At 62.4% G+C, this 20,378-nt stretch carries 21 protein-coding genes; 12 read left to right on the forward strand and 9 right to left on the reverse strand.

Annotation, left to right across the window (positions count from 1 at the left end):
• The 5 genes from ACTHL0_RS19005 to ACTHL0_RS19025 form a co-directional block, all read right to left on the reverse strand.
• A partial coding sequence (locus ACTHL0_RS19005) for an isocitrate/isopropylmalate family dehydrogenase (RefSeq protein ID WP_440568413.1) occupies window positions 1–860 on the reverse strand: 860 nt, incomplete at its 3' end.
• Window positions 861–974: 114 nt separating this feature from the next.
• Window positions 975–1,466, reverse strand: coding sequence for an Lrp/AsnC family transcriptional regulator (locus ACTHL0_RS19010; RefSeq protein WP_440568414.1), 492 nt, complete (start codon window positions 1,464–1,466; stop codon window positions 975–977).
• Window positions 1,467–1,504: 38 nt separating this feature from the next.
• Complete coding sequence (locus ACTHL0_RS19015; RefSeq protein WP_440568415.1) at window positions 1,505–2,902, reverse strand: aspartate aminotransferase family protein; 1,398 nt, start codon at window positions 2,900–2,902, stop codon at window positions 1,505–1,507.
• A gap of 173 nt (window positions 2,903–3,075) precedes the next feature.
• Window positions 3,076–4,002, reverse strand: a complete 927-nt coding sequence (locus ACTHL0_RS19020) for a 2-hydroxyacid dehydrogenase (RefSeq protein WP_440568416.1) — start codon at window positions 4,000–4,002, stop codon at window positions 3,076–3,078.
• A 13-nt stretch (window positions 4,003–4,015) separates the two neighbouring features.
• Complete coding sequence (locus ACTHL0_RS19025; RefSeq protein ID WP_440568417.1) at window positions 4,016–4,876, reverse strand: GNAT family N-acetyltransferase; 861 nt, start codon at window positions 4,874–4,876, stop codon at window positions 4,016–4,018.
• 272 nt (window positions 4,877–5,148) lie between these two features.
• Here ACTHL0_RS19025 and ACTHL0_RS19030 point away from each other — a divergent pair, with 272 nt between their 5' ends.
• The 11 genes from ACTHL0_RS19030 (at window position 5,149) to ACTHL0_RS19080 (ending at window position 17,867) form a co-directional block, all read left to right on the forward strand.
• Entirely contained in the window at window positions 5,149–6,633 is a 1,485-nt protein-coding gene (locus ACTHL0_RS19030; RefSeq protein ID WP_440568418.1) for an aldehyde dehydrogenase family protein, read from the forward strand.
• Window positions 6,634–6,816: 183 nt separating this feature from the next.
• Window positions 6,817–7,485: a haloacid dehalogenase type II gene (locus ACTHL0_RS19035; protein ID WP_440568419.1), complete on the forward strand. Its 669-nt coding sequence runs from the start codon at window positions 6,817–6,819 to the stop codon at window positions 7,483–7,485.
• 84 nt (window positions 7,486–7,569) lie between these two features.
• Entirely contained in the window at window positions 7,570–8,847 is a 1,278-nt protein-coding gene (locus ACTHL0_RS19040) for an NAD(P)/FAD-dependent oxidoreductase (protein ID WP_440568420.1), read from the forward strand.
• A 159-nt stretch (window positions 8,848–9,006) separates the two neighbouring features.
• Complete coding sequence (locus tag ACTHL0_RS19045; RefSeq protein WP_440568421.1) at window positions 9,007–10,626, forward strand: ABC transporter substrate-binding protein; 1,620 nt, start codon at window positions 9,007–9,009, stop codon at window positions 10,624–10,626.
• 133 nt (window positions 10,627–10,759) lie between these two features.
• Window positions 10,760–11,716 carry an ABC transporter permease gene (locus ACTHL0_RS19050; RefSeq protein WP_440568422.1) on the forward strand — a complete coding sequence of 319 codons (957 nt, stop codon included), beginning with the start codon at window positions 10,760–10,762 and terminating at the stop codon, window positions 11,714–11,716.
• Complete coding sequence (locus ACTHL0_RS19055) at window positions 11,713–12,624, forward strand: ABC transporter permease (protein ID WP_440568423.1); 912 nt, start codon at window positions 11,713–11,715, stop codon at window positions 12,622–12,624. Before ACTHL0_RS19050 ends, ACTHL0_RS19055 begins: the two co-directional genes overlap by 4 nt.
• Window positions 12,624–14,468, forward strand: coding sequence for an ABC transporter ATP-binding protein (locus ACTHL0_RS19060; RefSeq protein WP_440568424.1), 1,845 nt, complete (start codon window positions 12,624–12,626; stop codon window positions 14,466–14,468). The genes ACTHL0_RS19055 and ACTHL0_RS19060 overlap by 1 nt, the downstream gene beginning before the upstream one ends.
• A 113-nt stretch (window positions 14,469–14,581) precedes the next feature.
• A complete protein-coding gene (locus tag ACTHL0_RS19065; RefSeq protein WP_440568425.1) occupies window positions 14,582–14,926 on the forward strand; it encodes a helix-turn-helix domain-containing protein in 345 nt (114 codons plus the stop codon).
• 2 nt (window positions 14,927–14,928) lie between these two features.
• Window positions 14,929–15,942, forward strand: coding sequence for a M14 family metallopeptidase (locus ACTHL0_RS19070; protein WP_440568426.1), 1,014 nt, complete (start codon window positions 14,929–14,931; stop codon window positions 15,940–15,942).
• A 54-nt stretch (window positions 15,943–15,996) separates the two neighbouring features.
• Window positions 15,997–16,638, forward strand: a complete 642-nt coding sequence (locus tag ACTHL0_RS19075; RefSeq protein WP_440568427.1) for a nucleoside/nucleotide kinase family protein — start codon at window positions 15,997–15,999, stop codon at window positions 16,636–16,638.
• 353 nt (window positions 16,639–16,991) lie between these two features.
• Window positions 16,992–17,867, forward strand: coding sequence for a lipid A biosynthesis lauroyl acyltransferase (locus ACTHL0_RS19080; RefSeq protein WP_440568428.1), 876 nt, complete (start codon window positions 16,992–16,994; stop codon window positions 17,865–17,867).
• Window positions 17,868–17,946: 79 nt separating this feature from the next.
• Here the strand turns inward: ACTHL0_RS19080 and ACTHL0_RS19085 are convergent, their stop codons facing one another.
• The gene (locus ACTHL0_RS19085; protein WP_440568429.1) at window positions 17,947–18,132 is read right to left on the reverse strand and encodes a 4-oxalocrotonate tautomerase; all 186 of its coding nucleotides are present in this window, start codon (window positions 18,130–18,132) and stop codon (window positions 17,947–17,949) included.
• 119 nt (window positions 18,133–18,251) lie between these two features.
• On the opposite strand from ACTHL0_RS19085, the gene ACTHL0_RS19090 reads away from it, so the two are divergent.
• Entirely contained in the window at window positions 18,252–19,160 is a 909-nt protein-coding gene (locus ACTHL0_RS19090; protein WP_440568430.1) for a LysR family transcriptional regulator, read from the forward strand.
• Window positions 19,161–19,260: 100 nt separating this feature from the next.
• Here the strand turns inward: ACTHL0_RS19090 and ACTHL0_RS19095 are convergent, their stop codons facing one another.
• From ACTHL0_RS19095 to ACTHL0_RS19105, 3 genes are all read right to left on the reverse strand, one after another.
• Entirely contained in the window at window positions 19,261–19,557 is a 297-nt protein-coding gene (locus tag ACTHL0_RS19095) for a 4Fe-4S dicluster domain-containing protein (protein WP_440568431.1), read from the reverse strand.
• Window position 19,558: 1 nt separating this feature from the next.
• Window positions 19,559–19,873, reverse strand: coding sequence for a hypothetical protein (locus tag ACTHL0_RS19100; RefSeq protein ID WP_440568432.1), 315 nt, complete (start codon window positions 19,871–19,873; stop codon window positions 19,559–19,561).
• A gap of 12 nt (window positions 19,874–19,885) precedes the next feature.
• Window positions 19,886–20,378, reverse strand: a 493-nt coding sequence (locus ACTHL0_RS19105; RefSeq protein WP_440568433.1) for an RNA polymerase sigma factor, incomplete at its 5' end; no start/stop codon positions are given.

A 20,378-nucleotide genomic window follows, 5' to 3' on the forward strand; every position in this document is an offset into this window, starting at 1 on the left:
GGCGCCGAACCATGCACGGGTTCGAACAGCGACGGAAACGTGCGATCGGGGTTCAGGTTGGCCGACGGCGCGAGCCCGATCGTGCCGGTGCAGGCGGGGCCGAGATCGGACAGGATGTCGCCGAACAGATTCGTCGCGACGACGACATCGAAGCGGTCAGGATTGAGCACGAAGCGCGCGCAGAGTATGTCGATATGCTGCTTGTCCCATGCGACATCGGGGTAGCCTGCGGCCACCTCGGCCGCGCGCTCGTCCCACCACGGCATGCTGATCGCGACGCCATTGCTTTTCGTGGCCACGGTCAGCTTCTTTCTTGCCCGCCGCTGCGCCAGGTCGAAGGCGAACTTCAACACGCGCTCGCTGCCGCGACGCGTAAAGATCGATTCCTGCAGGACGAATTCGCGTTCCGTGCCGGCGAACATCACGCCGCCCACTGACGAATATTCGCCTTCGGTGTTTTCCCGCACGATCCAGAAATCGATATCCCCCGCACGGCGCCCGGCCAGCGGAGATGGCACGCCCTCGAACAGCCGTGCCGGCCGCAGGTTGATGTACTGGTCGAACTCGCGCCGGAACTTGATCAGCGAGCCCCAGAGCGAAATATGATCGGGCACCTTCGCGGGCCATCCCACCGCGCCGAACAAGATCGCATCGCAGCGCGAGAGCTGCGCTTTCCAATCGTCCGGCATCATTTGGCCGTGCTTCTCGTAGTAATCGCAGCTCGCCCAGTCGATATGGTCGTATTCAAGCGTAATGCCGAAGCGTTGGCAGGCGGCGTCCAATACGCGCAAACCTTCCGGCATGACCTCGGGGCCGATGCCGTCGCCGGGGATAACTGCGATTCGATATGTGCCAGCCATGGCGGAAATGCCTCCTTATAGCGCAATGAGCGGAACGCGAAATCGGCCATCAGCGAAGCGCTGCCGATTTCGTTGACTGCGGCGCCTGACAGGGAGCGGCGCCGCATGAATGACTTACGACTGCGGAAACAGCACCTCGAGCGGATAGTGCGTTTTAACGAAAGGCGATTTAATGATGACGTAGCTGAAATACTTTTCGATACCGATATCCCGTTCGAGCAGCCCTTCGATGACGCTCTGATAATGGCTGACGCTGCGCGTCACGAACTTCAGCAGATAGTCGTAACCGCCGCTCGCGAGATGGCATTCGATGATTTCGTCGACATCCTTGATCGCCGCCACGAAGCGGATGAAATCCTCGCGGCGATGATCGGCAAGCGTGACCTCGGTGAAGACGATTTGCACGTCGCCGAGCTTTTCGAGTTGAATCTGAGCGCCGTAGCCGACGATATAGCCGGCTTTCTCCAAACGCTTGACTCGAATGAGGCATGGGCTCGGCGACAAGCCGACGGCATCGGCAAGCTCGACGTTCGTAATGCGTCCACGTTTCTGAAGTTGCGAAAGGATCCGTAAGTCGATCCGATCAAGCTTGCAATCGTCGCTCATCGTACTGTCGCCCGAGTCGCTATTAACGAGCGGTTACTTTAGCACGCGACCGCATGCGTCTTGCGATCGAGTGCCGCGCGTACTTCGGGCTCGGCGAGCACGTCGTCGAGCGTGCGGCGCAACCGCTCGAACAGCAGATCGAATTCGTCAGCCGTATACGACAGCGCCGGTGCGAAGCCGAGGATGTTGTCGCCGAACGCGCGGAAGATCAGGCGATTGCGGTAAGCCGCGGCCGCGATGCGGTCGGGCAATCCCAACGCGGCGTCGAAGCCTGCTTTGGTCGTCTTGTCGCTGACGAGTTCGAGTGCGCCAAGCAGCCCGCGATGGCGCGAATCGCCCACGAGCGGATGCCCGAGCAGCGCGTCGAGCCCTTGGGCGAAGCGCGGCGCCAGCGCTTGCGCATTGGCAAGCAGGCCGCCCTCGTGATAGAGCCGCATGACTTCGAGGCCGATCGCGGCACTGACCGGGTGCGCCGAATAGGTGTAGCCATGGCCGACCGGTGCGCCTGCGCTCGCATCGGCGATACCGCGATAGATTTCGTCGGACATCAACACGGCGCCCATCGGTGCATAGCCGGCCGTGAGGCCCTTTGCGACCGTCATCATGTCCGGCTCCACGTTCTCCGCTTCGCAGGCGAAGAGGGGGCCGGTGCGCCCGAAGCCGGTGATCACTTCATCGACGACGAACAGAATGCCGAGTTCGCGGGATGCGTCGCGCATCGCCTTGAGCCATCCGGCCGGCGGTACGATGACGCCACCCGATCCCTGAATCGGCTCGCAGAAGAAGGCTGCGACGTTATCCGCGCCGAGTTCGGCCACCTTCGCCCGAAGCGCGGCAACCGAGGCGGCGATGAGCGCGGCGTCGTCGGCGTAATCGCTGCGATAGGCATAGGGCGACGCGATGTAATGCTGATGCGGCAACGGCAAATCGAAATGCCGATGAAAGACGGGGAGTGCGGTCAAGCCCGAACCGACCGACGACGAGCCGTGATAGCCGCGTTCGAGCGAGATGAATTGCTTCTTGTTCGGCCGGCCAGTGGCATTGAAGTAATGCGTGATGAAGCGCACCGCAGAATCGACGGCATCGGAGCCGCCGAGCGTGAAGTACACGTGCTCCAGCGAGGCCGGTGAGCGTTCGACGAGCTGAGCGGCGAGTTCGATCGCCGGCGCCGATCCGAAGTGGAAATAGCCGGTCGCATACGGCAGCTTCTTCATTTGCTCGGTGGCGGCATCGATGATGCTCTGCTGCCCATAACCGACGTTGACGCACCACAGGCCGGCGAACGCATCGAGCAGTTCGTTGCCGTTGGCGTCACGCACGAACGAACCGTGCGCCGAATCGAGGATCGTGACCCCGCGGGCTTCATGCGCGCGGTACTTGACGACGGGATGAATCAGGTGTTTGCGGTCGGCTTCGATGAGCGAGGAAATCGACATGGCGGCGGGCCCCGTACTGGTTGAACGATGACGATTCATAGTACGGTGACAGCCCTCGCTTCGTTCTCTGAAAACAGTCGTTGAAAAGTGTCTGCTGCGCGTTTTGATGCGGACGGCCAGCATTTTCTGCCGAGCCTGCGAATCGGTGCGGCTGAGCCTGAGTCGCTGAGCCTTCAGTAGCCCCGGCCGCGGTCGATTTCTCCGATCATCGGTAGCCCTTGCCGATGCCGGCGAAGGTTTTCCAGAACGGATTCGACTGCTGTTTCAGGACGCGTGGCGCTGGCGATGTGCGGGGTGATGCGCACGCGCGGGTGCGTCCAAAGCGGATGATCGGACGGCAAGGGCTCAGGCGTCGTCACATCGAGCAGCGCGTAGCGCAGATGGCCCTCGTCCAGCAGGCGCAGCAGGTCGGCCTGGACAAGATGCGGGCCGCGGCCCGTTTGAATCAGCGAGGCCCCGCGCGGCAGTTTGCCGAGCAAACGCGCGTCGAGCATCTGGCGTGTGGCCGGTGTCAGCGGCAGCAAGCAAACGAGCACATCCGTGCGTGCGAGAAACGCGTCCAGCCCTTGCTCGCCGGCATAGCAGTCCACACCCTCGATGCTGTGCTCGGACCGGCTCCATCCCGCGCAGGGATAGCCGAAGAGGCGCAATCGCTCGAGCACGGCCTTGCCCAGCATACCGAGCCCGAGCACGCCAACACGGCAGGACGCCGCCGGCCGCACCGTCAATTCATGCCACTTTGCCGCTTGCTGCTGGCTTGCGTAGTCGAGGAAATCGCGGTGAATCGTCAATACGCCGTGCGTGACGTACTCGATCATGCCCTCGACGATGCCGGGCTCGATCATTCTGACGATCGGCACATGCCCGGGGATGCTCGAAAGATCGAATTGGTCGATGCCGGCGCCCGTGGAGAACAACACCTCGAGGTTGGGCAGCGCGCGCGCGGGATCGTCGGGCGGTTGCCAGGCGGCGAGGTAGCGCACCTGTGCGGGGTCACCGATGTCGGGCCACAGCTTGAATGGGATGTCCGGCGCGTGCTGGGCAAACAGCTTGGCCCACATCGCGCCGCGCGAGGGATCCGCTTTGTACACGAAGCTCATTGATCGACGCCGCTCAACAGATCGCTTGGTTGATGATGCCGTACTGCGCGAACTTATCGTCGGGCGGCGGCATTTGCGTGGCGTTGCGTGCCATCTTGACGACACGGTCCACTCGCGTAAGGCCGAGCGATTCGAGCCATTCGGTGAGACCACTGTCGCCCGGCGTATCGATGCGGATAAACATGCCGGGGTTCGACGCGAGCCAATGTCCGATCAGCGCCTTGGCGCGAACGGGGTCCTCGTCGCGCGGCGCCACGACAGGGCCGATTGCGCGGCCGCGGCCGAATCGGCGAAAGAGCGCGAACCCGATCAACTCGCCGTCCCGGTCCAGGCCGATGCCTTCCGCGGCATCGATCAGCGGCGGCAGGACCGACGCGCGGTCGAGACCGCTCGCGCGCGAGGCCAGCTCGATCAGGCGCGGCGTGTCGTTGATGCCGAGTGGCCGCAGCCGTTCGCGCGAGGGCAACTCCAATAGCGGGGGTTGCAGCGCGGTGCCCTGGTGCTGATCGAGCATGCCGATGGGGGCGAACCCGAGCTTTTCGTATAGCGGGCGCCCGGCCTGCGTGGCGTGAAGAACGGTTGCCCGGGGGCCGAGTTCTTCCAGCGCCATTTCGGTCAACCGCCGGCCAATCCCGAATCCTTGGTGAGCCGGCGACACGATGACCATGCCGAGCGACGAAGTGTGTGCCCCGTATTTCCAGCAAAGGACCGTGCCGATCACCTGCGAATCGCGCTCGGCGACGAAGCCCACGCCGATGTTCGCGACGAATTGCCAGTCCTCCGCGCGATGCGGCCATTTCAGCGCGACCGTCAACGCGTGCGCGGCGTCGATGTCCGCCGCGGTGAATCGCCTGTATTGGATGGAGTCGGACACGCGTGCCCCCTGATGACCTGAATTGATACGAACTGTGTCATGCGGCGCGTGGGCTGACTAGGACGATCTTTTTATCGGGCTGGCAACCGTTGCGGTGAGCTTTGGTGCACTGCAATCCCGCTGGTTCGGCACCTCACGACGCTCGCGCTGTGCGGTCCGGGCCATTTGTTCGGCGAAAAATGCTTTGACGTCCGCCTTACGATATTTCACATGGAGCGGATCGGCTGCGGATGTCCCGCAGCGCTGGCGCTCGACGATGGAGGAGTGCCCGTATGAACAGCTTCGATCCTCGCGCGGTCCCGGTGCGCAGCGCGCATTTTATCGGCGGTGAGTATGTGCAGATGCGGACGAACGAGCCGATGCTGGACGTTTCCCGGCCGTCGGACGGCGAGACCTACGCGTCGCTGCCCATCGGCGATGCGAGCCTTGTCGACCACGCCGTGGAAAACGCTTCGCGTGCATGGCGTAAAAGCGGCTGGGCCACGATGGCGCCGCGCGATCGTGCGCGTATCTTGCGACGCTTTGCCGAGCTCGTCGAGGCCGATGCGGCCAGGCTTGCCCCACTCGAGGCACTCGGTTCGACGCGGCCCGTGCGCGATGCGTTCGCCTGGGATGTGCCGTTCAGCGCGGAAGGCATCCGCTTTTATGCGGAGTTCGCCGACAAGATAGGCGGCCAGGTGGCGGCCACAAATCATGGCCATCTCGGGATGACCATCGCCGAACCTTATGGCGTGATCGGTGCGATCGCGCCTTGGAATTTTCCGCTTGTCATGGCCTCGTGGAAGATCGGTCCCGCCTTGGCCGCCGGTAACGCCGTGGTCCTGAAGCCGTCGGAGATGACGCCGTTTTCCGTGCTCCGCCTGGCCGAACTCGCGGTCGAAGCGGGCGTGCCGGCCGGTATCTTCAACGTCGTCCAGGGCGACGGCCGCACCACGGGCGATGCACTCGTGCGGCATCCCCTCGTCGGCAAAGTCACGTTCACGGGCTCGACGCAGACCGGCGCGGCCATCATGGCCGCATGCGCGCACTCGGGTACGACACCGGTGACGCTCGAACTCGGCGGCAAAAGCCCGCAGATCGTCTTCGCCGATGCGCCCCGCATCGACGAGGTGGCGAGCCGCATCGCCAAGGCGGTCACGTCAAATGCAGGGCAAGTCTGTGTGGCGGGCACGCGTTTGCTCGTCGAGCGCGGCATTGCCGAGCAACTGGCCGAGCGGATCGAACGAATCTTCAGAGGATTAGTGGCCGGTGCGACCTGGAACCCGCAAGCTACGCTTGCCCCCATCATCTCCAGGCCTCAGGCGCAACGTATCGATGCCATCGTTCGTTCCACCCTCGATGCCGGCGCGCAGGCGCGCTGCGGCGCGGCATTCTCGCAGACGGACGATGCGGGCGCGTACTACGCGCCGACGATCATCGAAGGCGTCACCACTGAATCCGCCGCGGTGCGGCAAGAGATCTTCGGGCCTGTCTTGACGTTGCAGACCTTCGATTCAGAGGAGGAGGCGCTCGCGCTTGCCGCGCACCCCGATTACGGGCTCGCAGCGGGCGTCCATACCGCCGACATCGGCCGCGCCTTGCGCTTCGTGCGCTCGCTCGAAGCCGGCACCGTCTGGGTCAACCGCTACGGCCGGTCCAACGATTTCATCATTCCGACCGGTGGCTACAAGCGCTCGGGCATCGGCAAAGACCTGGGCAAGGAAGCCTACGAGGCCAATCTACGGTTCAAGAGCGTGTTGATCGACCTGAACGGTTAATGGGCTTGGACCGCCGCAGACTCTGCTGTGGGCTCGGTGCAAAACGCGCGGTTTGTGTCACGGGCGCCGGTCAAATCAGAGACATCTGTGTTTTTGCATTGCTTTAATGTTTTTACCCAGTGAGCTTTCGCGCCACGGCGCGGCTCGCAATCAGCCGACGAACCCACTTGAGGATGGACTGACATGATCGACTTCGAGCCGAAATACATTACTTTCGACTGCTACGGCACGCTGACCCGGTTCCGCATGGCCGAGATGACGCGCGAACTCTATGGTAACGCGCTCGATGCCGCCAAGCTCGAAAGTCTGGTCAAGTTCTTCGCTGCCTATCGCCGCGACGAAGTGCTGGGTGCGTGGAAACCCTACCGCGATGTGGTGGTCAACGCATTCCGCCGCGCTTGCCAGCGAGTGGGCGTGCCGTTCGACGAAGTCAAGGCAGAGAGCATCTATCTGGCTGTGCCGACGTGGGGGCCGCATCCCGACGTTCCGGAAGGGCTTTCCCGCCTGGCCAAGAAGTATAAGCTGGTCATTCTGTCGAATGCGTCGAACGATCAGATTCAGAGCAACGTCGACAAACTCGGTGCGCCGTTCCATGCTGTCTTTACCGCGCAACAAGCTCAATCGTACAAGCCGCGCATGCAGGGCTTCGAATACATGTTCGATCAACTCGATTGCAATCCGGAAGATGTGCTGCACGTGTCGTCGAGCCCGCGCTACGACCTGATGACGGCGCATGACCTCGGTATCAAGCACAAGGTGTTCATCAAGCGCGGGCATGAGCCATCGACGCCGGGCTACGAGTACTACGAGGCCGACGATATTCCCCATCTGGCGTCGCAGTTGGGGCTCTGAGGCCAGGCCGTACCTGAACCTGGTTCCGGCACCCACGGGCCGGAACCATCCGATACCGATCAATACGGATTAAGGAATGCCACGATGAAGCTCGAGTCCTACTGGCTCGATACCGCACCCGCCGCGTCGTTCGGTCATGACGCGGCCGTGCAGGGACGCGTCGACGTCGCGGTCGTCGGCGGGGGCTTTACGGGGCTCTCGGCTGCGCTCGCACTGGCGCGGCGCGGGGCGAGCGTGGCGCTGCTGGACGCGGGGCGGATCGGCGGGGGCGCTTCCGGCCGGAACGGCGGTCAGGTCAATACCGGTGTCGCTCAGGATTTCGGCGCGCTTGTCGGGCAGCTGGGGCTCGAGCGTGCGCGCCGCTGCTACCTTGCGTATGCCGCGGCCGTCGATACCGTCGAGCGTCTTATCCGCGAGGAGTCGATCGACTGCGACTACCTCGCATCGGGCAAGCTCAAGCTCGCCTCGAAGCCACACCATTACGAGCATCTGGCAAAGACAGCCGATCTGATCTATCGCGAAGTCGATCAGAACATCGAACTCATCGACGGCGCGCGAATCGGCGGCGAGATCGGATCCGATCGTTTCCACGGTGGTTTGCTGCAGCGCCACGGCGGGCAAATGCACATGGGCAAGTTTGCGGTGGGCCTGGCGCAAGCAGCGCGCCGCCACGGAGCGACGCTCTATGAACACGCGCCGGTGTCGCAGATCGTCAAGCACAGTGCGGGTGGCTATCGCATCGTCTCCGCCCGCGGTGAATTAACGGCAACCAACGTACTGATCGCCACGGGCCCGTCCAAGCACGGACCGTTCTCCTGGTACCGGCGGCGCATCGCGCCGATCGGCTCGTTCATCATCGTCACGGAGCCGTTGGCAGCGGATGTCGCGGCCCGCCTGTTTCCGAACCGGCGCGCGTATACGACGACACGGCTCATGCACAACTATTTCCGCCTGACGGCGGACCGCCGGCTCGTGTTTGGCGGCCGGGCGCGTTTCACGGCTTCCGAGCGCCCGTCCGACGAAAAAAGCGGCCGCATCCTGCAACGCAATCTCGTCGAACTCTTTCCGCAACTGGCTCAGACCCGCATCGACTATTGCTGGGGCGGGCTCGTGGACATGACGGCCGATCGCCTACCGCGAGCCGGGCAGCACGACGGCCTTTATTTTTCGATGGGGTATAGCGGGCACGGGACGCAGATGTCGACGCACATGGGACAGGTGATGGCCGACGTCATCGATGGACGCGACGACGTCAACCCATGGCGCGACTTTGCATGGCCCGCGATTCCGGGCCACACGGGCAAGCCGTGGTTCTTGCCGATCGTCGGAACCTACTACCGCATCAAGGACGTGTTTTATTGAGTGGGCCCAGCAGGCGCAGTGCCGCAGTGCCGTAGTGCCGTATTACCGCAGTGCTGTATTACCGCAGTGCCGTCGTGTCGTTACGACGCCCGTATCGCAGACATTCGTCGAACGTCGATTATTAATTTGCCACCCTGGCTTATTTCGCGGAGAAGTGCAATGAAAAAGGACACCTCACAATACGGTGCCGATGCGTCCGAGACCACACTCGAACAGTTGACCGCAAAGGGCACTTCGCGACGCGACGCGCTGCGCGCACTCGTCGCCGCGGGCCTCGTGAGCGTGACGGGCGGCGGGCTGCTCGTCACGAGCATGGCCGCGCACGCGCAAGCCAAACCGAAGCAGGGCGGAAAGATCCGCGTGGCGACGCAATCGTCGTCGACGGCCGATACGCTCGATCCCGCGAAAGGCTCGCTTGGAACGGACTATGCCCGCTGCAACATGATCTACAGCGGCTTGACCGAACTCGATTCGCATCTGGGCGCGCAGATGGCGCTCGCGACGTCGTTCGATACGAAGGACGCCAAGGAGTGGGTTGTCAAGCTGCGCCCCGGCGTGCAATTCCATGACGGCAAGCCGCTTCAGCCCGCGGACGTCGTGTATTCGCTGATGCGCCACAAGGATCCGGCAACGGCGTCGAAAGTGAAAACCTTGGCCGATCAAATCAACGACGTGAAGGCAACGGGGCCGAACGAAGTGACGATCACGCTGGCGGGCCCGAACGCCGACCTGCCTGTGATCCTGGGCGACGCGCACTTCCTGATCGTCAAAGACGGCACCAAGGATTTTTCGACGACGGCAATTGGCACCGGCCCGTTCAAGCTCAAGGAGTTCACCCCTGGGGTGCACACCGTCGTCGTCAAAAACGAGCACTATTGGAAACCGGGCCTGCCGCACCTCGACGAAATCGAGTTGATCGGCATTTCCGATGAATCGGCCCGCGTCAACGCGCTGCTCTCGGGCGACGTCCAACTGATCAATCAATTGACGCCGCAATCGGCTGCTCGCATCAAAGCGACGCCCGGCTACGCGGTGCTCGAGACGAAGACGGGACAGTACACCGATCTGATCATGCGTGATCAGGGCGGCATGACGGGCAACCAGGACTTCCGCCTCGGCCTCATGCATTTGCAGAATCGCGAGCAAATGCGTCAAGCCGTATTCCAGGGGTATGGCGCGATCGGCAACGATCAACCGATCGATCCGACCAACAAGTACTACTTCGCCGGATTGCCGCAGCGCAAGTTCGACCCGGACAAGGCTAAGTTCTACTTCAAGAAGGCCGGCGTCGGCAGCACGTCGCTGCAAGTGTTTGCCTCGCCGGCCGCGGACGGATCGGTCGATATGGCGATGTTGCTGCAACAAGCGGCGCCGCTTGCCGGGTTGAATCTGCAGGTGATGCGGGTGCCCGCCGACGGCTATTGGTCCAACCATTGGATGAAGCACCCGCTCAGCTACGGCAACATCAACGCCCGGCCGACCGCCGACATGCTGTTCACGCAGTTCTTCGCGTCCAACGCGCCCTGGAACGAGGCGAACTGGAAGGACCCGAAGTTCGATCAGATGCTGGTCTCGGCGCGAGGCGAACCCGATGAGGCCAAGCGCAAGAAGATCTACGGCGACATGCAGGTGCTCGTGCACGAGAAGGGCGGCATCGGCATTCCGATGTTCCTCAGTTCGCTGGACGGACATTCGTCGAAGCTTCAGGGCCTCGGTTCGATCCCGCTGGCTGGGTTGATGGGCTTCATGTTCGCAGAGCATGTCTGGCTCGAAGCGTGATGGCATGAGTGGGCGCCCGTGGCGCAGGCCCGGTTCCGGGACGACGCGTCCCGGCTGGTCCCGCCTTCCACAGGCGCCCGCGCCGCCGGCGGATCGCCATGGCGGCGAATGAGAATACAGGAGGCAATCTTCCATGAAACGGCAAGCGTACAGGCTCATTGCGAGCCGCCTCGGGCTTGCGCTACTGACCTTGCTGATCGTCTCGGCAATCGTGTTCGCCATGACGGGGCTGCTGCCGGGCGACGCGGCGCAGGAGGCGCTCGGACAGGCTGCGACGCCGGAGGCCGTGGCCGCGCTGCGGCATCAGTTCGGCCTCGATCAACCGGCGCTGGAGCGCTATTTCGCGTGGCTTTTTCATATTGTCAGGGGCGATTTCGGCATGTCGCTGTCGAACAGTCTCCCAGTGATCGGGCTGATCAAGACGCGCTTGCCCAACTCGTTGATGCTCGCCGGGCTGACGACGATCGTCGCGGTGCCGGTTGCATTGGCGATCGGGATTTTGTCGGCGATGTATCGCGGTTCGTGGCTCGATCGTGTGCTCAACATCCTCACGTTGTCGACGGTTGCGGTACCGGAGTTTCTGGTTGCGACGATCGCCGTGCTGATCTTCGCCGTGAAGCTTCACCTCCTGCCGGCGCTTTCGTATCTGTCGTCGGTGTCGTCGTTCAGCGATCTTTTGCGCATCTACGCGATGCCTGTCATGACGCTGTGCTGCGTCCTGATTGCGCAGATGGCGCGGATGACGCGCGCGGCCGTGCTCGATCAATTGAACACCGGCTATGTCGAAATGGCGTGCTTGAAAGGCGCGTCGCAAGTGCGCGTCGTGCTGCGCCATGTGCTGCCCAATGCGATCGGACCGATCGCCAACGCGGTGGCATTGAGTTTGTCCTACCTGTTCGGCGGCGTGGTCATCGTCGAATCGATCTTCAACTATCCGGGACTCGCGAGCCTCATGGTGGATGCGGTGACCAACCGTGACATGCCGCTCGTGCAAGGCTGCGTGATGGTGTTTTGCGCAGCGTATCTCGCGCTCGTATTGATGGCCGACTTATGTCAGATCGTATCCAATCCGAGGCTCCGTCAACGATGAACCGCTCCGCTAATACGTCCATCGCTCATCCGGCCACGCAGATCTACGACGAAAGCATGTCCGGCCCGGCTGCCCGGGCGCCCCGGAAACGGCGGCTTCGTTTGTCCGGGCTTGGCAAGCTCGGCTTCGCCGTCGTCTGCTTCTGGCTGCTCATCGCTGTGTTCGGTCCGGTGCTTGCCCCTTATAAGGAAGGGGCGTTGGCCTCGCCGTTTACGTGGGCGACCTACAGCATGGCCCACCCGTTCGGCACGGACTATCTCGGCCGCGACATGCTGAGCCGCATTCTCTACGGCACCCGCTATACCGTGGGCCTGGCGCTCTCGGCCGCCGTGCTCGCAAGCGGTATCGGCACGTGCTTTGGCTTGCTGGCCGCGATTTCGTCGCGCTGGGTGGATGAAGTGTTGAGCCGCTTCTTCGATGCCCTCATTTCGATTCCGAGCAAGGTGCTGGCGCTGGTGGCGATCGCTGCATTCGGGTCTTCCATTCCCGTGCTGACGCTGGTGGCGGCGGTGGCCTATATTCCGGGCGCATTCCGTATTTCCCGCTCGCTCGCCGTCAATCTCATGACGCTCGAATATGTGCAGGTGGCCCGGGCGCGCGGCGAACGCATGGTTTATATCGCACGCGTCGAATTGCTGCCGAACATGATCCACCCGGTGCTGGCGGATTTCGGGCTGCGTTTTGTCTTCATCGTCCTGCTGTTGAGCGGCTTGAGCTTCCTCGGCCTGGGGGTGCAGCCGCCCAACGCCGATTGGGGTTCGCTCGTCCGCGAGAACATCGGTGCCTTGTCGCAAGGCGCGCCGGCTGTCTTGATGCCGTCGATCGCCATTGCGACGCTGACGGTCGGCATGAATCTGCTGATCGACAGCCTGCGCCGGCATGGCGGATTCGCGCAGGGAGATCGCTAATGAGCAACGTCATGATTGAGGTGAAGGGGCTGCGCATCGTTGCCGGCGGTGCGCAGGGAGCGGTTGTCGAGCTCGTGAAGGGCGTCGACTTTACCGTGAAGAAGGGGGAGGTGCTGGCTTTGATCGGCGAGTCGGGGTCGGGGAAGACGACGATCGCCTTGTCATTGCTGGGATATACGCGGCAGGGGTGCAGGTTTGACGGCGGCAGCGTGCGCGTGGCCGATATCGACGTGCTGGCGCTCGACGAGAAGGGCCGCCGCGCGCTGCGCTCGCGTACCGTGGCTTATGTTGCGCAGAGTGCAGCGGCCGGGTTCAATCCGGCTCGCACGATCATGGATCAGGTGATCGAGCCCGCGCTGCTGCATCGGCTGATGTCGCGCGAGGCTGCACGTGCCAAGGCGATCGAGCTGTTTCGCTCGTTGGCGCTTCCGTCTCCGGAAACGATCGGCAATCGCTATCCGCACCAGGTATCGGGCGGGCAATTGCAGCGCTTGATGGCCGCCATGGCGCTGATTACGGATCCGGCCGTGATCGTCTTCGACGAGCCGACGACAGCGCTCGATGTGACCACGCAAATCGAGGTGCTGGTCGCGTTCAAACGCGTCATCAAGGAAGTGGGAACGACGGCTGTCTATGTGTCGCACGATCTGGCCGTCGTCGCGCAGATGGCGGATCGGATCGTCGTGCTCAATGGCGGCGAAGTGCAGGAGTGCGGCGACGTCGATCAGGTGCTCGATGCGCCCGCACACGCTTATACGCGAGCGTTGCTGGCCGCTTCGGCGCGGCGCGAGGGGCAGGCGAACGATGCGCGGAAAGGCGCTGCCGCCGCGGCTGCGACACCGCTGTTGGAGATACGCGGCCTATCGGCGGGCTATGGCCGCATCGATCGTGACGGCAACCCCGCCGTGCGCGTGCTCGACGACGTCAACTTGTCCATCGCGCGAGGCAGTGCGCTCGGCGTGATCGGCGAATCGGGCTCCGGCAAGACGACGCTTGCGCGCGTGGTGGCCGGGCTCGTCGAACGCGGCAGCGGTGACGTGTTGTTCGAGGGGCAGCCGCTTTCCTCGCAACTGTCCGGTCGGACTGCCGACCAATACCGCAGGATCCAGCTCGTATTCCAGAACGCGGACACGGCGCTCAATCCGAGCCATACGGTGGAGGAGATTCTCGGCCGTCCGCTCGCGTTCTATATGGGATTGCGCGGGGCCGAGGCGAAACGGCGTATCGCCGAGCTACTCGATCTGGTCAAGCTGCCGGCATCCATCGCGTCGCGTCGCCCCGGGGGGCTGTCTGGCGGGCAAAAGCAGCGAGTGAACTTCGCGCGGGCACTGGCGGCTGAGCCGTCGCTGATTCTCTGCGATGAAGTCACTTCGGCGCTCGATACAGTGGTGGGTGCGGCGATCCTCGACTTGTTGCGCGAATTGCGTGTCGAGCTCGGCGTGTCGTATATGTTCATCAGCCACGATATCTCGACGGTGCGGGCCGTTTGCGACGATGTCATCGTGCTCTATGCGGGCCGGTGCGTGGAGGCGGGGGAGCCGAGACTGCTGGATCAGCCGCCCCATCATCCCTATACCGGATTGCTCGTGGATTCGGTGCCGGCGCTCAAACGCGGGTGGCTCGATGCCCGCCGCAATATTGTCGCGTGTGCGCTGCCTCCGCTTTCGAGCGGCGCCGACAGCCAGGACCTGTGCAGTTTTCGGGCGCGTTGTTCCGCGCGGATCGAAGGCAAGTGTAATGCGGTGAAACCGCCGCTCAGAAGGCTGCCTTCGGGGACGCAGATTCTTTGCCATCGTTCGGCCGATGAACTGAAGTTATTGCAACCGCTACGAGGGGCCGCATGAGCGGACGATTCGTGCGTGTCGCCGAACGTTCAGGATCACGATCGATGGCGTCGCACGACGGATCGGCGCTTCGGCGAGCAGACGAATGCGGCAAAGGAAGAAGCGGGTGTCAAATGAGGCGAACTGAAGGTCTTGATCAGGCGCGAGCGTTTATCGAGGCGCATTTAAACGAACCGTTGACGCTCGAACAAATGGCCGCACCGGCAGCGCTCAGCATCTCGCGATTCGCGACGGCGTTTCGAGAGCGATTCGGTTCGTCGCCGTATCGCTATTTATGTGGCTTGCGGATCAAACGCGCACAATCGCTTTTGCTCGCGGGCGTGCCGAGCATCGCGGTGGCGGCCGAACTGGGCTTCTTCGATCAAAGTCATTTCGGCCGGCATTTCAAACGCATTTGCGGTGTGACGCCGAGTACGTTCGTCGCCAATGCCTTGGCGAAGCACGAATCAATCCGCTAGCAATGTCCGTCTCAGTCAGGAGTGACTCCTGGAGTATCGAAGTCTATCCGATAGAAATCGAATTCCCTAAGATCGACGACCATGCGCGCAGCGATACCGGAATCGACTACGTGCATACGTTCGATTCGGGCGTGCCTGGGCCGCATGTAATGATCAATGCGCTGACGCATGGCAACGAAGTCTGCGGTGCGATCGTTGTCGATTCGCTGCTGCGTTTTGGCTTGCGGCCGCGCCGGGGCCGGCTCACGCTCTCGTTCGCCAACGTACAGGCGTACGCGCGTTTCGATCCTGCGCAGCCCGACAAGTCGCGCTATGTCGACGGCGATTTCAACCGCGTCTGGATGGCGCCGGTGCTCGATGATTGCTCGCACCGTTCGGTCGAACTCGATCGTGCCCGGGCGATGCGTCCGGTGATCGATACCGTCGATTTCCTGCTCGATCTGCATTCCATGCATGAGAAGAGCAAGCCGCTGATCGTGGCCGGTCCGCTCGACAAGGGAATCGAATTGGCCGTGCAACTTGGCACGCCGGCGACGGTGATCTGCGATGAGGGCCATCCTGAAGGGCGGCGGATGCGCGACTATGAAGGTTTCGGAGATTCCGGTAGCGCAAAGAACGCGCTCTTGATCGAATGCGGCCAGCATTGGGAGCGGCGGGCGGTTGAGGTTGCGCGGGACTGTACGGCGCGGTTTCTGCTATTGTGCGGCGTAATCGACAAATCGGATCTCCCGCCCGGGTGGCTTGAACCGTTGCAGAGGCAGATGACGGTGGTGCGTGTGACCGAGCCGGTGGTGGCCGAGAGCATGAACTTTCGGTTCGCGGGCAACTATACGGGGCTTGAGACCTTCGCCAAAGCGGGAACGGTGATTGGCTGGTCGGATGGCGAGCCGGTGGTCACGCCTTATGACGACTGCGTGCTCGTCATGCCTTCGCTGCGGCAGTTGCGGCCAGGCGTGACGGTAGTCCGGCTGGGGCGAATCGAGGCCCGCGTCGATCTGGATCGAATCGATAGCTGAAGGCACTTTGCGCTGAGGCTGTCGCGGACGGAGCCATGTGACTTGAACAGCGCAATGCAAAACCAAAATCGGATCGATCTCTCACAGCTTGCCGGGCATCTGCTGGGTCTCGATGTCGAGAGACGTAAGCTGGTGGCCATCGCGGGCGCGCCGGGCGCGGGGAAGAGTACCTTCGTCGAGACGCTACTCGAACGTTTGAATCGTGATCGGCCGGGGTTCGCCCGTATTCTGGCGATGGACGGCTATCACTTCGACGATCGTGTGCTTGAGGCGCGCGGCGATCGCGCGCGTAAGGGGGCGCCGCATACGTTCGATGTCGGCGGGCTTGAGGCGATGCTTCAGCGGCTCGCCGTGGATAGCGGCAACGATATCGCCGTTCCCATCTTCGATCGCTCGCTGGAAATCGCTCGGGCTGGTGCCGAGATCATTCCCGGATCGGCGAGGCTGATTTTGGTGGAGGGCAACTATCTGTTGCTCGACGATCCGGCATGGGCGCCGTTGCGGCGGTATTTCGATGTGACAGTGATGCTCGACGTTCCGCGCGAAGTGCTGATTGCGCGTCTTGGTGCCCGCTGGCAAGGGTATGGGATGGACGAGGCCGCCGTGCGCGAAAAGCTCGCAGGCAATGATCTTCCCAATGCCGACCTCGTCCTTTCTCGGAGCGTGGCGGCGCAGTTTCTCGTCGCCAACTATTAGGGCCTGTGTGGCGACGATCGTTATCGCTTCTCTTTCCATGCCGCCGCCTCTATTCCGTCGATGGTGATGTCATAGGGACGGCCAAGTAACTTGCTTCAACTGATGAGTGCATCGACGCGTCATTGCCGATGCATCATGAACAGACTCGTCCGTCGGAATGCACCGATCTGCCTGTTACACTTCACAAACTTTGGGGAGCCGTGCCGGCGATCCAGAGGGACCCTCCTTGCGCGGTGCAGCCTACGAATGGCGCACCAAGCAAGAACATACTGAGAAGCAGCGATAAGCATAACGTCCGCTCCCCTGGCGCACGACGTCGCTTTCGGGACTTCGCCGCCTATACGGGACAATTTTTGAAACGCCTCAGACTCGCGCTCATTGTCGCGTTGCTACGCACACTTGCCGTTCTTCCTTATCCGCTCGTCGCGAGGCTCGGGGCTGCTGTCGGCGCCCTGTTGTATGCGCTGCCGAGCCGGCGCAAGCATATTGTCTTGGTGAATTTGCGCCTTTGCTTCCCCGAGATGACGGACAGCGAACATCAGAACCTCGCGAGAGAGCACTTCCGCCATGTGATTCGCAGCTATGTCGAGCGAGGCGTTCAGTGGTTCGGCAGTGCGCAGAAGATTCGAGATATCGTCCAAGTCGACAGCGCGATCGATCTCGACGACGAAGCGGCCCCGCCCACCATCTTCATGGGCTTTCACTTTGTGGGCATCGAGGTGGGTTGCATGCTCTATTCGACACGCCTGCCTGTTGCCTCGCTGTATACGCGCATGTCGAGCACGGCCCTGTGCGAATTGGCCAAGCGGCAACGCGGCCGATTCGGCGCGGAGATGATCGAGCGGGGGACGAGCGCCAAAAAGATTATTGGATTGCTGCGTTCTGGCAAACCGGTGATGCTCGCCGCGGATATGGATCAGGGTGTTGAAAATTCCGTATTCGTTCCGTTTTTCGGCGTGCCGGCTTGCACGCTCACGGCGATTTCGCGGCTCGCCCGGCTGGGGCGTGCGCGGGTTGTTCCGTTCGTGACGGAAGTGCTCCCGGATTACCAAGGGTATAAGTTGACGATCTTCGAGCCGCTGGCGGACTTCCCGTCGCAGGACGACGAGGTGGACGCGCGCCGCATGAATGCGTTCCTCGAAGAGCAGGTCGCTAAATTCCCCGAGCAGTATTACTGGGTGCATCGACGGTTCAAGCACCGGCCGCCGGGGATGGCGCCGGTGTATTGAATCAGGGTGTGGCGGGGGCGTTGACGCGTTCCCCGCACCGCGCATCGCTGCTGGAGAGACGCGCGTGCAGCGTCCGAGATCAACTATCCGAAAGCAGCTTACCCGCCTTGGCCCAAGCGTCGCGCGGCACTTCGGTGATGACGACATCGACCGATTCGGGCGGACAGGTCAACGTTTCGACCGTAACCCGAGTCACTTCACGGACGAAAGCGCGCTTCTGGTCGAGCGTGCGGCCGGGGTGCATTTCCAAGTGCAAGGTTGGCATGACGATTCCTCAGTGAGCGACGCGCCGAATGGTGCGTCAATGAACCCAGTGTCGTGCAGTTCGGAATCGAGATAAATATGCGATGATTTGAGCCATTCAAAACCTGCAGGTTTTTAATCGTGGACAAGTTGGCTGGAATGGCGATGTTCGTACGCGTGGTTGAAAGCGGCAGCTTTACGGCTGCCGCCACGCTGAGCGACGTTTCGCCGACGATGGTCGCCAAGCACATTCGAACGATCGAGCAACGACTGGGTGCGCGGCTCCTGCACCGCACGACACGGCGACAGCAGCTGACAGAAGTGGGGCGCCTTTATTTCGAGCGTTGTAAGGTTGTGCTGGCCGAGGTGGCGCTGGCGGAGTCCAGCGCGACCGAGTTGCAGAGCAGCCCGCGCGGACAGGTGCGGCTCGTTGCGCCGGTGAGCTTCGGTAGTCAGAGCCTCGTTCCCGTTCTGGCTGAATATCTCGCCCGCCATCCGGAAGTCAGCGTTGAGCTGACGCTGGACAATCGCGTGTGTGATTTGGTCGACGAGGGATACGAATTGGGTATTCACATCGGGGACATTGACGATGTCGGGCTGGTCGCGCGTCCGCTGAAACCTTATCGACGGATATTGGCCGCCGCGCCGGATTATTTGGCCCGACACGGGATGCCGACGCATCCTGACGAGTTGGGCGAGCATGCTTGTCTTGGTTTGTCATATTGGCGGCGACACGATCTTTGGCACCTCAGTGGGCCGGATGGCGAGACTTGCGATGTGCCCGTGAAAGGCCGATTCAATTCGAACCAGGGGAGCGCGTTACGCATCGCCGCTTTGCATGGGGCCGGGATCGTGCTGCAGCCGGAGGCGTCGTTGGTTGAGGATTTGGATGCTGGGAGGTTGGTTCGGGTGCTGCCGGGGTGGTCGTATAGGCCGACTCCCATGTATTTGATCTATGCGCAAGATCGGCGGCCGACGGCCAAGCTGCGCAGCGTGATTGATCTTTTGATGGAGCGGTTTGGGCCGGAAGGGGAAGTCAGCAGGAATTAATCAAAGACTATCGCGACTGGACTGGGATCGAAATACGCGGCGTCCGCGCCCGTCCGCGCCCGAAGTGATGGATGTCACCGATCCTCGATGAAGGGGCGGTTCAGCTCGCCCGGGTCAGTTTGATTGCGCGCTCGGGGCAGGCCGGCACGCACAGCCCGCACGAACGGCAAGCATCCGCGTTCGGCGTATAAGCGACCTTCATGCCGTGCACGCGTTGCTTGAAACGATGCAGCATACCAAGCCCGCGGTAATCGGCGTCATCGATGCGCCGGATCTCGAATACGTTCTCGGGGCAGACCTCGACGCAATCGCCTTTACCCTCACAGCGTCGCAGATCGACAGCCGGCACGATCACGCCCGGCTGCTGTTTGCAGACAGTAGTCGACGTATCGCCCATGTCATTCTGCCTTCGGCGCTTCGTGCCGCGCATGCCATGCCGAACGGAAGCGCTCGCGCTCCTCGGGCGTCATCGCTTCCCACTTGCGCCAGTGGCGCTTATGGCGCCAGCCGCCTCCGTGGCCGCGAAATCCGCCGAATAGTATCCGGCTCAGCACCAGCACGCCGAGCGCATGGGCGAAATCGATCGTACGCGCGCCGACGAACAGCGCGGGCATCACCCAGTTCCACAGGAGCATCACGCCCCAACCGAGCGCGCCGATGGCTACAAGTACGAGCGCTGCCTTTCCCGCACATCTGATCTTCCGGTCATTCATCAATCGACTCCCTTAGATATCGAGTTCGTCATAAGTGGTCTGTAACCGCGCGCGCAGGTGCAGCACCGCGTAGCGCTTGCGGGCCAGTAGCGTGTTGATCGCCACGCCGGTTTCCGCCGCCATGTCCTTGAAACTTCGCCCTTCAAGTTCGTGCGCGATAAACACTTCGCGCTGATTGGCTGGCAACTCGTCGAGCGCGGCTTGCAGCGCCTCCAGCAAAACGCTGCGTGCGTAAAGTGCCTCAGGGCCGGCATCGTGAGCGGGCAGGGCCAGATCCAGCCTGTAGTCGCCTTCGTCCGCGGCGGTGTCGTCGTCGGACAGCTCAACGAGCGGCTGTTCCTTCTTCTTGCGGAAGCCGTCGATGATGCGGTTGCGGGCGACGCGAAACAGCCACGCGCTTGCCTGCTCGATCGGGGCGGGCAGGCGGTACGCCTGCACGAATTCGTGGAAGACGTCCTGCAAGATGTCCTCGGCGTCGCTTTGGTTTCGTACACGGCGCCGAATG

Origin of the sequence: Trinickia sp., from assembly GCF_051961175.1 — a bacterium.
Lineage (GTDB): Bacteria > Pseudomonadota > Gammaproteobacteria > Burkholderiales > Burkholderiaceae > Trinickia.

Excerpts from the sequence above, each read along its gene's own strand:
- ACTHL0_RS19100 (WP_440568432.1), bottom strand. The coding sequence starts at position 19,873 with ATGAATGACCGGAAGATCAGATGTGCGGGAAAGGCAGCGCTCGTACTT.
- ACTHL0_RS19030 (WP_440568418.1), top strand. The coding sequence starts at position 5,149 with ATGAACAGCTTCGATCCTCGCGCGGTCCCGGTGCGCAGCGCGCATTTT.
- ACTHL0_RS19020 (WP_440568416.1), bottom strand. The coding sequence starts at position 4,002 with ATGAGCTTCGTGTACAAAGCGGATCCCTCGCGCGGCGCGATGTGGGCC.
- ACTHL0_RS19065 (WP_440568425.1), top strand. The coding sequence starts at position 14,582 with ATGAGGCGAACTGAAGGTCTTGATCAGGCGCGAGCGTTTATCGAGGCG.
- ACTHL0_RS19055 (WP_440568423.1), top strand. The coding sequence starts at position 11,713 with ATGAACCGCTCCGCTAATACGTCCATCGCTCATCCGGCCACGCAGATC.
- ACTHL0_RS19040 (WP_440568420.1), top strand. The coding sequence starts at position 7,570 with ATGAAGCTCGAGTCCTACTGGCTCGATACCGCACCCGCCGCGTCGTTC.
- ACTHL0_RS19015 (WP_440568415.1), bottom strand. The coding sequence starts at position 2,902 with ATGTCGATTTCCTCGCTCATCGAAGCCGACCGCAAACACCTGATTCAT.
- ACTHL0_RS19045 (WP_440568421.1), top strand. The coding sequence starts at position 9,007 with ATGAAAAAGGACACCTCACAATACGGTGCCGATGCGTCCGAGACCACA.
- ACTHL0_RS19085 (WP_440568429.1), bottom strand. The coding sequence starts at position 18,132 with ATGCCAACCTTGCACTTGGAAATGCACCCCGGCCGCACGCTCGACCAG.
- ACTHL0_RS19075 (WP_440568427.1), top strand. The coding sequence starts at position 15,997 with ATGCAAAACCAAAATCGGATCGATCTCTCACAGCTTGCCGGGCATCTG.
- ACTHL0_RS19035 (WP_440568419.1), top strand. The coding sequence starts at position 6,817 with ATGATCGACTTCGAGCCGAAATACATTACTTTCGACTGCTACGGCACG.
- ACTHL0_RS19050 (WP_440568422.1), top strand. The coding sequence starts at position 10,760 with ATGAAACGGCAAGCGTACAGGCTCATTGCGAGCCGCCTCGGGCTTGCG.
- ACTHL0_RS19070 (WP_440568426.1), top strand. The coding sequence starts at position 14,929 with ATGTCCGTCTCAGTCAGGAGTGACTCCTGGAGTATCGAAGTCTATCCG.
- ACTHL0_RS19095 (WP_440568431.1), bottom strand. The coding sequence starts at position 19,557 with ATGGGCGATACGTCGACTACTGTCTGCAAACAGCAGCCGGGCGTGATC.
- ACTHL0_RS19010 (WP_440568414.1), bottom strand. The coding sequence starts at position 1,466 with ATGAGCGACGATTGCAAGCTTGATCGGATCGACTTACGGATCCTTTCG.
- ACTHL0_RS19060 (WP_440568424.1), top strand. The coding sequence starts at position 12,624 with ATGAGCAACGTCATGATTGAGGTGAAGGGGCTGCGCATCGTTGCCGGC.